Annotated in this window: 10 protein-coding genes, 1 tRNA gene and 2 pseudogenes; 6 read left to right on the forward strand and 7 right to left on the reverse strand. The window is 50.5% G+C overall.

The genetic code is table 11. From position 1 onward, the window contains the following. Window positions 1-63: 63 nt before the first annotated feature. From QMX84_RS14960 to QMX84_RS14970, 3 genes are all read right to left on the reverse strand, one after another. A complete protein-coding gene (locus QMX84_RS14960; RefSeq protein WP_048388897.1) occupies window positions 64-1,185 on the reverse strand; it encodes a ring-hydroxylating oxygenase subunit alpha in 1,122 nt (373 codons plus the stop codon). Window positions 1,186-1,356: 171 nt separating this feature from the next. Next, window positions 1,357-2,994 (reverse strand): BCCT family transporter, encoded by a 1,638-nt coding sequence (locus QMX84_RS14965; protein ID WP_282364158.1) that lies wholly within the window; start codon window positions 2,992-2,994, stop codon window positions 1,357-1,359. 299 nt (window positions 2,995-3,293) lie between these two features. After that, on the reverse strand, window positions 3,294-4,376 hold the full coding sequence (locus tag QMX84_RS14970; RefSeq protein WP_048388895.1) for a tartrate dehydrogenase: 1,083 nt from the start codon (window positions 4,374-4,376) through the stop codon (window positions 3,294-3,296). A 75-nt stretch (window positions 4,377-4,451) separates the two neighbouring features. On the opposite strand from QMX84_RS14970, the gene QMX84_RS14975 reads away from it, so the two are divergent. From QMX84_RS14975 to QMX84_RS14985, 3 genes and pseudogenes are all read left to right on the forward strand, one after another. Further along, a complete protein-coding gene (locus QMX84_RS14975; protein WP_088500274.1) occupies window positions 4,452-5,399 on the forward strand; it encodes a LysR substrate-binding domain-containing protein in 948 nt (315 codons plus the stop codon). A gap of 61 nt (window positions 5,400-5,460) precedes the next feature. Further along, a tRNA-Thr gene (locus QMX84_RS14980) sits at window positions 5,461-5,536 on the forward strand. A gap of 49 nt (window positions 5,537-5,585) precedes the next feature. Then, window positions 5,586-5,728: pseudogene (locus tag QMX84_RS14985) on the forward strand (integrase); the annotation flags it as partial. Here QMX84_RS14985 and QMX84_RS14990 read toward each other — a convergent pair. Next, a pseudogene (locus tag QMX84_RS14990) lies at window positions 5,721-6,580 on the reverse strand (transposase); the annotation flags it as partial. The pseudogenes QMX84_RS14985 and QMX84_RS14990 overlap by 8 nt on opposite strands. A gap of 233 nt (window positions 6,581-6,813) precedes the next feature. Here QMX84_RS14990 and QMX84_RS14995 point away from each other — a divergent pair. The 3 genes from QMX84_RS14995 to drt3b all read left to right on the forward strand — a co-directional run bounded on the left by QMX84_RS14995 (window position 6,814) and on the right by drt3b (window position 10,827). Then, complete coding sequence (locus QMX84_RS14995; protein WP_282364159.1) at window positions 6,814-7,518, forward strand: hypothetical protein; 705 nt, start codon at window positions 6,814-6,816, stop codon at window positions 7,516-7,518. Between the two features lie 104 nt (window positions 7,519-7,622). Beyond that, window positions 7,623-8,918 (forward strand): antiviral reverse transcriptase Drt3a, encoded by a 1,296-nt coding sequence (gene drt3a / locus QMX84_RS15000; protein ID WP_282364160.1) that lies wholly within the window; start codon window positions 7,623-7,625, stop codon window positions 8,916-8,918. Then, window positions 8,911-10,827: an antiviral reverse transcriptase Drt3b gene (gene drt3b, locus QMX84_RS15005; RefSeq protein WP_282364161.1), complete on the forward strand. Its 1,917-nt coding sequence runs from the start codon at window positions 8,911-8,913 to the stop codon at window positions 10,825-10,827. The genes drt3a and drt3b overlap by 8 nt, the downstream gene beginning before the upstream one ends. Window positions 10,828-11,340: 513 nt before the next feature. Here the strand turns inward: drt3b and QMX84_RS15010 are convergent. The 3 genes from QMX84_RS15010 to hpxZ form a co-directional block, all read right to left on the reverse strand. Further along, on the reverse strand, window positions 11,341-12,612 hold the full coding sequence (locus QMX84_RS15010) for an OprD family outer membrane porin (RefSeq protein WP_023102364.1): 1,272 nt from the start codon (window positions 12,610-12,612) through the stop codon (window positions 11,341-11,343). Between the two features lie 242 nt (window positions 12,613-12,854). Next, window positions 12,855-14,165, reverse strand: a complete 1,311-nt coding sequence (locus tag QMX84_RS15015; RefSeq protein ID WP_282364162.1) for a solute carrier family 23 protein — start codon at window positions 14,163-14,165, stop codon at window positions 12,855-12,857. A gap of 115 nt (window positions 14,166-14,280) precedes the next feature. Next, complete coding sequence (hpxZ, locus tag QMX84_RS15020) at window positions 14,281-14,670, reverse strand: oxalurate catabolism protein HpxZ (protein WP_023102366.1); 390 nt, start codon at window positions 14,668-14,670, stop codon at window positions 14,281-14,283.

Genomic DNA, 14,670 nt, shown 5'->3' on the forward strand with positions numbered 1-14,670 from the left:
CCCCGCCGCCCCCCCCTCTAAATCGGCCCGGGGCGCGGCGGGGGGGGGGGGGCCCCCGGCAGATCAGTCGTCCAGGTGGGCCACGGCGATCAGGTTGTGGAAGTGCGCGATGCCGTGTTCGCTCATGCCGCTGCGCTGACGGTCAGCCATGATCCGGCCTTGGCCGCGATAGCCGCGCGATTGCAGGCCGCGTTGCACGCTTTCGACCAGACGCAGGTCTTCTGGACGGAACACGTCGCGGTACCACTCGATCAGCGATTGCTGCTCGGGAGTGATCTCTTTGTTGAGGAAGTAGATGTCGTAGTGCTGCATGGTCACGCCCGCGCTGACCGGGAACTCGTAGATCACGGTCATGAAGTTGCCGCCGGGTGGCGCGTTGAACATGGTGCACGGCCAGGCCCAGAAGCCGCTGAAGGACGGGTCTTTGATCGACTCGTCGAACTTGAAGGACTTCTCTGACGACTTGGCGTGGCCAAACTGCAACGACCAGTTGCCGTGCAAGGTGTGCCAGTACTCGTCCACGCTCACCGAATCGGCGAAGCCCGGGTGAGCCGGGGCGCAGTGGTAGCACTCCAGGTAGTTGTCGACGATGGACTTCCAGTTGGCCGGGGTGTCGCTGACAAAACGCGCCGCCAGGTGCAGGTCATCAACCACCGGGCAGGCTTCACGCAGGCGCGCTTGAAGGCCCGGCAGTTGTTCTTCAACGGTGCCCGCTTCGTTGTTCATGTTGATGTAGATGAAACCGGCGTATTCCTCGACGCGCAGCGACACCAGGCTGGAGTTTTCTTTGTCGAAGTTGACCACGTTGTCGCAGTTGCGCGCGTGTGCCAGTTCGCCGTCGAGCTTGAAGGTCCAGGCGTGGTACGGGCAGGTGATGACGTTTTTGGCCTTGCCGCTGCCGCTGAGCAATTGGTGGCCACGGTGCGGGCACACGTTGTAGAACGCACGCAACACGTTGTCACGACCACGAACGACGATGATGCTTTCGCCGATGACTTCACGGGTGATGTAGTCGTTGCTGTTGGCCACTTCGCTGCGGTGGCCGACACAGATCCAGGTATTGGCGAAAATCTTCTCTTTTTCGACCTCGAACACGTCCTGGTTGGTGTAGTACGACGCCGGAATGGTGTGTGCTACGTCAGCATTGGTGCAGAAGTCAGCAGGCAATTTCACGATTGTGTTCATTCTTTTTCTCTCTCAAGCGCTTAAGAGGGTTGTGCTCGACACCCTGTTTCGGGTTGTTTTTGTGTAACTCATGAATAACAAGAAACCCATGGTTAACACGACACGCAAAAAAAATCGCTCAGGACCCGGCACCGTGGTGCCGGAGCCTGCGCGTGGTTCAGTCAGCAATACTTAACTCAGGGCTGCGGGTACCGCCTTGGCTTTGGTTGCAGCACCCGGTGCGGGCGTCACGTTTTCAAACGGGGCAACGTAATCCAGGTTCTGCTCGCGCTCCACCGACTCTTCCTCGATCAGGTAAGCCGGCATCGAGCCGTAGTCCTTGAACATCCAGGTAAGGAAGCCGTAGATCTTGGTCATCAGGATCACCAGGAACGGGATCGCCGTCAGCACCACCGCGGTTTTCATGGTCGACAGCGACACCTTGGCAAACAACATCGCCAGGGGGATCAGGGTCAAGGCGATGCACCAGAACAGACGGTGCGTCGGCGATGGGTCCTGGCCTTCCTGCATGTTGCGGGTGCTGGTGGCCGCCACGGCGTAGGCCGCTGCGTCCATGTGCGAGGCACAGAACACCGCCATGATGAACAGGTACACCCCGAGGAAGATCTGACCGAACGGCAAGGCGTTCAGCAACATCTCCACCGCTGTTTCACCGCCCTGCTCCGTGAGGATGCGCGGCACGTCGATGGCGCCGGTGATGAACTGATGCATGCTGTAGCTTTCGAGCGTGCCGAAGAAGAACCAGCAGCCAAAACTGCCGCCCATCAACATCGCCGCGACCACTTCTTTCATCTTGCGGCCCTTGGACACACGGGTCACAAACATCGCGACACCCGGCGCGTAGGACACCCACCACAACCAGTAGAAAACCGTCCAGTTGCGGGTGAAGGCACCGTCACCTTGCGGGTCGGTAAACAGGCTCATGTGCACGTAGTTCTGCATCATCAGGCCAATGGAGTTGGCCGTGTTGTTGATGATGAACTGCGTTGGGCCCACGACCAGTACCACGGCCGCAAACACCAGCGCACCAATGCACACCATCTTCGACAGACGCTGCATGCCACTGGCAATACCGATGTAGGAGCTGAGCGAGAACACCACCGCCACCACACCAATGACTGACAACTGCGTGACGAAGGTGTCCGGCATGCCGGTGAGTGCCGAGAGGCCACGGGTCAAGGTGGACGCGGTGAGCACCAGCGATACGGTCAAGGCGCCGAACATGGTCAGCAGGAACACCAGGTCGACGAGCCGACCCACTGGGCCGTGCGCTTTGAAGCCGGTCACTGCCTCGACGATCGAAGACAGGCTCAGGCCGCTCTTCTTACGCACGTGGAAGTGATAAGCCATCGCCAACGACGACAAGGCATACAGCGACCAGGCGCTGATACCCCAATGGAAGAACGAGTAGCTGACGCTGTAATCCAGCGCTTCACGCGAGCCTGCGGCAATGTTCAGACCAGGCGTCTGGTAGTAATACGCCCACTCCATCACGCCCCAGTAAAGCGTCGACGAGCCCATACCGGCGCAGATGAACATGAACACCCACGTCACGGTAGGGTATTCAGCTTTACCATTGCCCAGGCGAATGTTGCCGTACTTGCTGAACGCGATGTACAGCACCACCAGGGCGCAGCAGAACACAAACACTTGCACCGAGGTGCCAAACGTCCGAGACGACAGCTCAAACAGCATATTGGCGGTGACTTCGGCTTGTTGCGGATAAACGGCAAGACCTACAACGGTAATCAGTACAGCAATCAGGCTAGTTGATATCAAAAAGACATCTTTTTTATTGTTATTGGACATTTAAGTCTCCAGATAGAGAGTTTTTCTCTTACTGCGTGGCTCTAGATCAGCGTTTACAGCTGTTAGGGACTCCTTCCATATCGTTGAACCCTGAGCGTTAACCATGGGTTAACGCATACCTTTCGGTTAACAATATGCCCCGAGATTTAAGCTTTTGCAACTGGAATTGTTGAAATTTCACACGTCTAAAACGGCTGTTTCAACACGCCAAAGAGCCCGCGAAAGTCCCCGTATTCCGGGGGTTTCGCAGGCTTGTGAAGCGTCTATTTCGCGGCGTTAATCAGCGCCGTTTGGTCAACTCACGCCAGGGCGGCGGCGATGGCTGCACCGACTTCTTGAGTCGAGGCCTTGCCACCTAGATCCGGGGTTTTCGGACCACTGGCAATCACGTCCTCGATGGCGCGCAAAATGCCATCGTGTGCCGCCTGATAACGCTCATCGCCTTTGCCCAAAAATTCCAGCATCAGCGCGCCCGACCAGATCATCGCAATCGGGTTGGAAATGTTTTGCCCGTAGATATCCGGTGCCGAGCCGTGAACCGGCTCAAACAGCGACGGGAAATTACGCTCGGGGTTGAGGTTGGCCGATGGCGCAATGCCGATGGTGCCGGCGCAGGCTGGCCCGAGGTCGGACAGAATGTCGCCAAACAGGTTGGACGCCACCACCACGTCAAAACGGTTGGGTTGCAGCACAAAGCGCGCGCACAGAATGTCGATGTGTTGCTTGTCCCACGTCACTTGCGGGTAGTTGGCCGCCATGGCTTCGGTGCGCTCGTCCCAGTACGGCATGCTGATGGAGATGCCGTTGGACTTGGTCGCCGAGGTCACGTGCTTGCGCGGACGCTCTTTGGCCACCTCGAAGGCGTACTTCAGAATGCGGTCCACACCGCGTCGGGTGAATACCGACTCTTGCAGGACAAATTCGTTTTCGGTGCCTTCAAACATGCGCCCGCCCACCGAGGAATATTCGCCCTCGGTGTTTTCGCGGATCACCACAAAGTCGATATCGCCCGGCTCGCGGCCTGCCAACGGGCACGGCACACCCGGGAACAGACGCACAGGGCGGATGTTCACGTACTGGTCAAAGTCGCGGCGGAACTTGAGCAGCGAACCCCACAGCGAGATGTGATCCGGCACCTTGTCCGGCCAGCCCACAGCGCCGAAATAGATCGCGTCAAAGCCCTTGAGCGTCTCAAACCAGTCGTCCGGCATCATCTGCCCGTGGCGCTCGTAGTAGTCGCAGCTGGCCCACTCGATGATCTCGATCGACAGATCGAGGTTCCACTTTTTAGCCGCCGCCTCCACAACGCGCAGGCCTTCTGGCAGTACTTCGTTACCAATACCGTCACCGGCGATGGCGGCAATTTTGAATGTCTTGCTCATGGGGGGCACTCTTGAAAATGGACAGTGGGCCCATGGTATAAAGCGCCAAAAGAAAGATAATCAGGCGAAGTGAAGATGGATAAGACACGGTTCGTGAATAATCTGCCCAATCTCGAAGACCTGCGCGTGTTCGTGATCGTGGCCCGCCGCTCCAGCTTTGCCGCCGCCGCCAGCGAACTGGGCGTGTCACCGGCGTATGTCAGCAAGCGCATCCAGTTGCTGGAGCACAACATCGGCGTGCGCCTGCTGCACCGCACTACCCGGCGCGTGGCCGTGACCGATGACGGCGAGCGCGTCTATCGCTGGGCGCTGCATATATTTGATGCCGTCGAACAGATGAGCGACGAAGTCTCAGCGTTGCATCAGGAACCGCGCGGCCAGTTGCAAATCATCAGCAGCTTCGGCCTGGGCCGCCGCCACGTCGGCCCCGCGCTCTCCGAACTGTCCCAGCGCTACCCGGCCCTGGACATTCGTTTCGACATGTTCGACCGCCTGGTAGACCTGATCGAAGAAGGCTTCGACCTCGACATCCGCATTGGCGACAACATCGCCCCCAACCTCATCGCCAAACTGCTGGCCAACAACGCCCGCGTTTTATGCGCCAGCCCCGAGTACCTGCAACGCCACGGCGAACCGCGCACCCTGGCCGAACTGGCGGGCCACGAATGTTTGGTGATCAAAGAGCGCGACCACCCGTTCGGCCTGTGGCGCCTGCAAGGCCCGGAAGGCGAAGAAAGCGTCAAAGTCACCGGCGCCCTCTCCGCCAACCACGGCGAAGTCGTCCACCAATGGGCGATAGATGGACGAGGCATCCTGCTGCGCTCCCACTGGGATGTGCGCGAGAGCCTCGAAAGCGGCAAATTGGTGCACATCCTCCAGGACTACCGACAGCAAGCCAACATCTGGGCCGTCTACACCGCCCCCCTCGCCAACTCCGCCAAAATCCGCGTCACCGTCGAGTTTCTGCGCCAGTACTTCAGCGAACGCCACCCCGCCACACCCCAGCGGCAAAAAGAATCGTGAAAATAGTCTGTAATCAGGGGTTTACAAGCCACGCCATCCGCGTATACTCCTCGCCCATAACGCCGGTATAGCTCAGTTGGTAGAGCAACTGACTTGTAATCAGTAGGTCCCGAGTTCGACTCTTGGTGCCGGCACCATATGCAATACCGAAAAAGGCTCACCGCAAGGTGGGCCTTTTTTGTTTCTGGCAATATCAACATCCAGGATGGCACCAGAACTGGCCGCTCGGTGCGTCGGCATCTCGCTTGATTACGGCAGATGGTCATATTCGGGACGCACTGAAGTTTGCCGAACAGATGTCGCTCGACGGTAACCGTAACCAACTGTCACATGCGGTTCGATAACTTTTCGACCACCATCCAGGCCAGCACCAGTGCGGTTCCATAGGTATTGCCAATAAGCCGGCCCGGCTTTATCGCGAACTGTTCTTCGACCCGCTCAATCATAGGCTTGGTGCTTTCGGCCTCGGCGGCTCTAAGGGCAGCCGTGGGCTCCATGGCTATGATCACACCATGCTCGACATCGATCATATAGTTCGTCGAGTAAGTGAAAAATGCCGGGCCTCCTGGCGGTGCGGTACAGAGTGCAAAGGTATCGGTCAGTGACGGACGCTTGGACAGTGCTTCAGCCAAAGCTTCTTTATCCAGTGCTTCAAGATAATCACGCACGGTAAGAGCACTTAGCACCGGATCGCTCTAGTTGATATCTTCGTTGCCGGGTACACAACGTTGTCGACTGGCATCCGCCTTGATGACGCTGGCGTCCATAGCAAAACCTTCGCCCTTGATAAGACATGCATTCATACAGCGGCGCAGCACCTCGTTAAATAGTTAGCGAAACAAAGAACTGTCTCGAAACCGACCGTGCCTATCAATGGAAAACGTAGAGCGAGTGGGGACTTCGTCTTCGAGACTCAACAGATAGAACCCGCGATACGCCAGGCTTAAATGAGCCTCTTCGCATAATCTGCTTTCGGAGCGAATGCCGTAGCAGTAGCCACGATCAGCAGGCGAATCATCGGATCAGGATCAATCGAGCTGTAAAAGTAGCCAAGGTATTGGCGCAGATCGCTCAGATCGAAGTGTCGATCAATGTTGCGCAGAAGGTGATTGGCTGAGATGTGATCTCAATGCCGAACGAAAAAACAGTCTCTCTTGTCCTCTTGACAATTGTTCCATCACGCTGCGAATCCTCCAGCTGACGGATGACCTAATTTTTTGCCGCATGCCAAGCAGGACATCTACTTTTTCAGCAGGATTGGGCTGAGGCCGTCAGTGGACACAATACTGGCAAAACGATAGCCTACAGCTAGAAATACTCGAAAAGGATCGAGTCACCTATGTCGCATTTGGATGCAGCATAGCATGTCGCCTAATATCAGTTAGGGTACGTCAATATGGTACATGGATGAAACATGATCGATCTCGGAGCTACAGATTTTTATATTGATGTACCTAGCCTGCCACGGCATGAGTTCGAAAGATATTCGACTGAGTTGTTCGATGAGTGGGAAGCATATGCAGAAAAAGTTTTAAGAATCCCAGATTATGCACTTGCGCTTGAAGTTGAAGAGGGCTCGATAAAAGGTGGGGCTAAAATTGCAGCAACTCTATACGCACTTTATATCGGCATAGGCCAATATGGCTCGTTCATATCGGGAGTTCAAACAATACAAGGCCAAATAAATTCAATAGGCGATTTTCTAGCTAATCACGCAACTACGCCTTTTTCGTGCTACGAAGTCAAACCAAAAGTCAAAAAAAATAGTGGTTCTTTAGGCGAGTTGCAACGATTATTTTTAAAAATTCAGCAAGGAAAAATTACGGCTGAGCAAGCAATGCTTGCGGCTGAAGTCATGTTCGGCGATGAAGCGAAATCTGAGCCAGAGTTCATGAATGAAATGAAAAAATCCTTTGAAGATACACCTCTGCGAGCAAAGCAATTAAAGTTACCTCTAAACACTTTTGATGAGGACATACTCCTACAAAATAGTAATAGAAAACGCCTACCGCGCTCACCGCACACTAAGCCAGAACCACCTATTGGCCAACAATTTCGCGTGGAGGTGTGGCGCGAGTCAAAAAAAGAAAAAAGAAAGGTACGTGTAATATCGTTATAAAACGTCAAGCCACCGACAACTTCGACAATACTTTTAGAAAAAAACAATATATTTCAAAAAAAATAATCCAGCCATCGAAAATTTAACTGACAAAATAAAAAGCCATGTTGAATCAGAATTTCTCACCTGACAACCTCAAAAAATTCCTCCACAGCAAGCGTGATCAGAGGAAATTAAAAAGGCAAAACTCTTTCGAAGACGAACAGAAAATCTTAACCGACCTGAGCTATGCGGTGGATAGTCGAGACTTTAAATTTGAAAGTATTACCGAGTCTGAAATAAAAAATAAATCTATAGTCCGTATCAAAAACATAAAAGAAACGCTAGTTCTAAGAAAGCTCAATGACAACCTGAAGCGTATTTATGGTGCAAAACAATCGAACCGCAGAGAGATCACTAAGCAAGTTTACATATTACTCCAAGAAATAAATCCCCTCTACATTATACGGCTAGACATTAAAAGTTTTTATGAAAGCATAAACTTAGAAGCCGTACTTGAGCAAATTTTCGAAGAAACACTTTTATCACCAACATCTAAGAAATTATTAAGAAACATTCAAACCAACCCCTCAATCCCTATTCACGTCCCCAGAGGACTAAACATAAGCTCCACATTGACAGAAATACACATGCGAAAATTTGACAGTGCAGTCAGAAGTCTCAGCGGCGTTTATTACTACGCCAGATATGTAGACGACATCATTATATTCTCGTACAAAGACATAATAACTGGAAGCAATCAACACATTCAAAAACTTCTTCCTGACGGGCTAAAAACTCACAACAAGAAAAGTAAATATCACTCTATTATTTGCAGATGCACTTTAAACTGCACATGCACTAATAATTGCAAATGCAGGGCGTTTTGCACCTGCGAACCGGAAGTACAAAAAAACATAACCTTGGATTATTTAGGTTACAACTTCACCTTTTCCGACATCCCAAAAAACCCAAAGAAAGAAGATAAGAAAAAACCAAAAAAAGTAATTATTACTTTAGCAGAAAGAAAAATAAATAGAATTAAGACAAGAACAATTTTAGCGATACTAGATCATTGCAAAACACCTAATTTTCAACTCTTGAAAGACAGAATGCACTTCCTAACTGGAAACTGTGAATTTAATATCAAGGGCGACTTCAAAATTAGAAGCGGCATATATTACAACTACCCACTTTTAAGCATAGAGGACCCTGCACTACTGGAACTTACAAACTTCTTCAGGAAAGCAATACACAGCAAAAATGGCTCATTAGGAAGAGCGTTATCCAAATCTATGTCTAGTGCTGAACGCTCTCAGCTAGGGCGACTTTCATTTCGGTCTGGATTCAAAAATAAAATCACCTATAAAGCTAGCGAAGAAAAGCTCAACGCCATAAAGGAGTGCTGGAAAAGTGCCTAAGTCCAGGATAAATAAGGGAGATTTTAGTAGAGTTCTGCTAACTGAAACTACTCCCTATGAAGTTCCCGTAATATTTAACAACGAGGGATTTTATCAACATATAAAGACTGAAGACACGCATACAAAAAACCTCCTTACTTCGATAAGAGGTAATAACTGGAAGATCCCCCTCCCCTATAAAATCAAAAAGGATACACTTGGAGCTCGCAGCCTCAGCCTTCCTCATCCGACATCGCAACTGGACTACATATATTTTTACAAAGACTACGATGCTTTGATTACTTCCCTTTGCTCTCGAAGCAAGATCTCCCTTAGAGCTCCAGTGAAGATCGCAGGTTTTTTCTACGACATCGAAACTGAACATAAAAATTCAGACATCAACCCGGAAGCGAAGGAAATAAATGATGGCTCTGACAGTTTAAACATATCCCATGCGAGCTCCTATTTTGCATACAACAAATATAACTTCTTGTATAAATTTTACGAATCTTACGAATATCATAGAATCGAGAAAAAATTCAACTTCTTAATGAGGTTTGATATTTCAAAGTGCTTTGACTCAATCTATACTCACTCAATAGCCTGGGCGGTTAAAAACAAGAGCTTCGCCAAAGACAACCATAACGGAGTATCTTTTGAAAACAAATTTGACGAGATTATTAGAAACTCCAATCACGGAGAGACAAATGGAATAATTATCGGCCCAGAAACATCAAGAATATTTTCCGAAATAATATTGCAGCGCATTGACATAGATACTATATCCAATCTAAAGCAAGATGGTTTGGATTTGGGGCGTGACTACACTGTTAAGAGATACGTTGACGATTATTTTGTTTTTTCGAAGAAAGAAGAAACTTGCAAAAAAGTCTTCAAAAAATTCAAAGAAAACCTAGAGTCCTACAAGCTGCACATTAATGAAAGCAAAACTAACATCTACACCACACCTTTCATGACATCTCTAACTATTGCAAAAAGCGAAACAAGATCATTCATAAACAATTTCATTGATCAGCATATAATACAATCAGAAGAAGAAAAATACACCGTCATCTGTAAAGGCTCGCCATCAAAAAAGGCTAACCGCTTAATCCAAGAGTTCAAGCAAATATTATTTTCCAATACAACCGATTACTCTGGAGTAGCAGGTATTGCTCTAAGTCGAATCTGCAAAAAAGTGCATGCAATAAAAAACATAGCTTCTGCTGGCAATACTGATCGGGAAAGCATATTCAATCTGATATACATCCTACTTGAACTCTGCTTTTTTATTCTTTCTATGACACCAAGAGTCAGGGTAACTTACCTCGTAATTCAAATATCAGCAATCTGCCTCGACCTATCTAAAAGTCTTTCGTACGACCACGAAAACAACATAAAGAAAAAAATACTAGACGAAAGCATCTTATTTTTAGATTTGATGATTTATGACGAAAAAGATGATTGCAAAGTTGAGTCATTAAACATAATAACGCTTCTATCCACATTAGGGCACGAGTATTTATTAGCGCCACAGAAGTTAAAATTTCTATATGACAAAATAAGTTCTACACATAATTTTTGTTATTTCGAAACCGTCACATTTCTGCATTACATCAAGAACAACCCTCAATATAAAATTCTCAAGGAAGAAATCTTAGTAAAAATTGAAACTACAATAATGCGTGACCGCCGCGCCATCGAATCGAATACGATTCATTTGCTACTGGACTGCATGTCATGCCCATATATATTAGACAAGTTTAAGAAAAAATTACTTTTAGTCGTATTAGAGCAGTACGACATTCCCGACAAGAACAAAATTAATGACTTTCTAAAATCACTCTCCAAAGCCTGGTTTACTAACTGGGATAGTAAAATAGATCTCCAGAGAGCTATTGACAAAAAAGGGTTGAAATTCACTTACTGATTCAAGTAGAATCCTCGGGCGTGAGAAGAGTGCCACTCAATACGGGACAATGAGGCAAGAAATTGCGTTTATACAGAGTCTTGAGCAATTAATTTTGCACACACACATAGCCTCCTCAAGCAAAAGTTGGCTGCGGTCAGTTTGACCGTAGTCAACTTATTTTAAACATATATAATTAATAGTATAACAATGTATTTCCTAGGAACTACTCAAAGCAGTTTTTCCTCATATCTGAGACTCCTAATTTTTCTGTGCCAGCCCTATCATACCTATAACGCTGTACTCATCAGGCGGGCAGGTTACTAGGAGACTTTCAGCACAATCTAGCTCAAAACGTAAAGGTAATTTTTATAAGTAGCGCATCATATCGCGCTAACTTAAATCCTTTTCTAAAAATATTTATAATTTGATTTAACTATCAGCGCCGCTCTCACTTAAAAAAACCCGCCTTCAGCGGGTTTTCTCGTCTTCACCTGTTAAACCTCCCTCCCCAACACACTGCCCTCCCCCCCTCTAAAAGTTATAACTAACCTCCAACCGGTTCTGGAAGAAGCGGGTGTCTCGTGCCGGGGAGGTTTGTACGCCTACCCATTCGGCCACGCTCAGGCCTTTGAGGGCGCCTGCGAAGTTGTAGATCCCGTAGAGCAGGTATTCAGACTGGTTGAGGCTGGCGGTGCCGGCGACGGCGGTCAGGTCCATGAATGAATAGCGGGCGCCCAGGAACAAGTTTTGAACGGCGCCTGTGCTGACGTCCAGCGAGTAGGCATTGCCAGCCCCCAGGTCTTGGGTGCTGGTGAAGTAGGGCTGGGCAAAGTAAGGGCCGGATGACATGTTGTGGGCATAGGGCGTTACCAGGCTTCCGTTGTTGTACGCACCCGGGGCCGCTTTGATGTGGTCGTAGCCCAGGGCTACTTTGTAGGCTTTGTAATCAAACCCCGCCTGGAACCCCAGGGTTGTGTTGTCGACTGTGCCTGCCAGTTCACGTCCGTCGCCCGTGCCGCGTATGTATTGAAGACCGGCATTGGGTCGAAAATCGCCTGACACCGCTGAGACGTGGCCTTCGCCGTAGCTCACGTTGGTGTAGTCGTAATAGTGCTGGCGCCATAATTGGCCGGAGTATTTAAGGCCGTTGACTGTCACTGAGCGGCCACCGCCCAGGCTCCACATTCCGGCTGTTTTTTCATCCGTTGAGTACATGCTGTTTCGGGAAAAGCCGTCATCGGCCCAGCCTTTCCAGCGGTACAAGCGCGCCAGTGAGAGGAAGTCATCGTCGTTGCCATAGTGCACATTAATGCCCTGGAACAGGACGGGCACTACGCGCCAGTCGTAGTCACTGGTCCACGGCAGTTGAACGCGCTGATTACCGGCCGTTATCTTGAACGCGTCATGCTCCCAACTGACGTAAGCCTCGCCGATGTTGGTGACGTTGGTGCCGATATCGGGAATTACGCTGCCCTTGTCGTCAGGCCGGTTGAAGGTTCTTTGGTAGATCAGGCTGCCGCCCAATTTAAAGCCATTCAGCGCGGCGGTTTCATATTTGACGAAGCCGCCATAGCCAGCCGTGTCTTGATTCAGGTCTTTGACGAAGTAAGCGTTCTTGTCGGTGTAGTAACGCATTCTCAGCGATCCGGACACTGTGCCCTCAGACAGCATGTCCACCACACTTTCAGCTTCAGGGGCGGTGCCAGCCACGTCGGCCATTGCGGTGTTGCCCATGACACTGAGCAGCACCAGGCCACTCATACCCAACACTTTATTTACAGCCGAAAAACTGCGAGGCGCCATTATCGTGCTCCTGACTATTAAAATTTTTAAAGCGCCTGCTCAAGCAAGCATTTGAATCGGCAGTTTTGCGGTGCTTATTAAAAAGATTTACGCGCTACGCTCTTCAGTTGTTTCCAGATGACAGCCACCTGCGCACGCCCACTTTCCAATCGTTGAAAAGTGGCCTGTCAAAGTGCAATTAATCCAGAAGTTACCTTGGCTTTATTATTTAACCGCTGCGACGCTTTCAGCGGGTTTCTGAATTAATGAGGACGCGTGGGCGTCGTCACATCAGCTTTTTTCTTGTAGTTCAAAATAATATTCAGCAATAAGGCGGCAAAGGCTGCGCTGCCCAGGCCATCCAGTTCAAAGCCTCCAAAGTGCAGCGTGAACTGCCCGGTGCCCAAAATGAGCGGGATGGAAGCAATCATCAGGTTGCGGTTGTCACTAAAGTCGACGTTGTTTTCGACCCAAATCTTCGCCCCTGAGACGGCGATGAGGCCGAACACGACAATGGTCATCCCGCCCATCACCGAGGTGGGAATGGTCTGCACGAGCGCACCAAATTTAGGAGACAAGCCCAGCAGTATGGCCATCAGCCCGGCCACGACGAACAAGGCTGTGGAATACACTTTGGTGGCGGCCATCACGCCGATGTTCTGTGCATAGGTGGTGACACCTGTGCCGCCCACACCGGCGCTTATCACGGTGGCGATCCCGTCACCAATAAACGCTCGGCCAAAATGCTTCTCCATCGGGGTGTTGCTGATGGAGCCGATGGCTTTTAAATGGCCAACGTTTTCAGCAATCAGAATGATGACGACCGGCGCGATCAGCAGGCAGGCGTTTGACGAAAACGCGGGTGCCGTGAAGGTGGGCAAGCCAAACCAGGCCGCCTGTTGAATAAGGCTGAAGTCGATCGGCGTGCTTAACCCAAAGAGGTTGGTCAGCACGTAGTAAATGGCTGTGGACGCAATCAAGCTGGTCAACAGCAGCATCCTTTTGATCATGCCTTTGGTGAAGACCGCAATAAGCGCGACACAGGTGAACGTGATCACTTGCATCCAAATATCAAAATGATTGGCCGCCATGGTTTTGATGGGGATCGCCGCCAGGTTCAAACCAATGACCGCGACGACGGTTCCGGTGACAATGGGCGGCGTCAGTTTTTCGATCCATTGATACCCGATCGCCTGTACCGCGAGCCCGGCCAATATGTACAGGATGCCGCAGACAATAATGCCGCCCAGCGCCAGATCGATATGGGTATTGGGCCCTGAGCCGGTATAGCCGGTGACGGCTGCCGTCACACCGATAAAGGCGAAGCTTGATCCCAGGTAGCTGGGAACCTTGCCTTTGGTAATGACAAAAAACACTAACGTCCCGAACCCGCTCATGAGCACGGTCACGTTCGGATCAAAGCCCATGAGCAACGGCGCCAGCACTGTCGCGCCAAACATGGCGAAGACATGCTGCAGCCCCATCAATAACGTTTGAGACCAGGGGAGCCGCTCATTCGGAGCGACCACTTCACCGCCATCCAGCTTTACCGTCCACTTGAAGAGGTTTCTCATTGCATTGCATCTCATATCGGGTGGGGGCAGGTGTGCAAAAGTTATAGACGGGCCGCTGTAGCCGCAGGCCTCGTAATAGAGGGCGCATGCAGGTGGCATGCGCATGGGGGCGTCTTTAGCCCATCACACTCACATGGGCCGATACCACCCGCCAGCCTTGGTCTGTGCGTAACCACGTCTGGCTCTGACGGCCTATGGACGTAGAGCCGGTGCGTTGAAACTCGATGTTGGTGGTCGCCATGTCATGACCGTAAGTCGTGACTTCTGTTCTAAGCACTTTACGGGCCAGACCTGTAGACGGCCGGTTCGCCCGGAATGCCTTGATCGCCTCGTAGCCATAGAGGTTTTCAGTGGCGCCATACCTCAATGTGAAGGGCGAATTAAAAAACAGTTCGTCGAGCACACTGACGTCATTACTGACGAGGGCGGCTTCATAGGCTTCAAACGCAATCATGACGTCTGCATGGACGTGCGGAAGGTTGATGTCCAGACCTGAAATATTCAT

The organism is Pseudomonas sp. PS01297, assembly GCF_029959305.1.
Classification (GTDB): Bacteria; Pseudomonadota; Gammaproteobacteria; order Pseudomonadales; family Pseudomonadaceae; genus Aquipseudomonas; species Aquipseudomonas helleri.

Excerpts from the sequence above, each read along its gene's own strand:
- QMX84_RS14975 (WP_088500274.1), top strand. The coding sequence starts at position 4,452 with ATGGATAAGACACGGTTCGTGAATAATCTGCCCAATCTCGAAGACCTG.
- QMX84_RS15015 (WP_282364162.1), bottom strand. The coding sequence starts at position 14,165 with ATGAGAAACCTCTTCAAGTGGACGGTAAAGCTGGATGGCGGTGAAGTG.
- QMX84_RS14995 (WP_282364159.1), top strand. The coding sequence starts at position 6,814 with ATGATCGATCTCGGAGCTACAGATTTTTATATTGATGTACCTAGCCTG.
- drt3a (WP_282364160.1), top strand. The coding sequence starts at position 7,623 with ATGTTGAATCAGAATTTCTCACCTGACAACCTCAAAAAATTCCTCCAC.
- QMX84_RS14965 (WP_282364158.1), bottom strand. The coding sequence starts at position 2,994 with ATGTCCAATAACAATAAAAAAGATGTCTTTTTGATATCAACTAGCCTG.
- QMX84_RS14970 (WP_048388895.1), bottom strand. The coding sequence starts at position 4,376 with ATGAGCAAGACATTCAAAATTGCCGCCATCGCCGGTGACGGTATTGGT.
- QMX84_RS15010 (WP_023102364.1), bottom strand. The coding sequence starts at position 12,612 with ATGGCGCCTCGCAGTTTTTCGGCTGTAAATAAAGTGTTGGGTATGAGT.
- QMX84_RS14960 (WP_048388897.1), bottom strand. The coding sequence starts at position 1,185 with ATGAACACAATCGTGAAATTGCCTGCTGACTTCTGCACCAATGCTGAC.
- hpxZ (WP_023102366.1), bottom strand. The coding sequence starts at position 14,670 with ATGAATATTTCAGGTCTGGACATCAACCTTCCGCACGTCCATGCAGAC.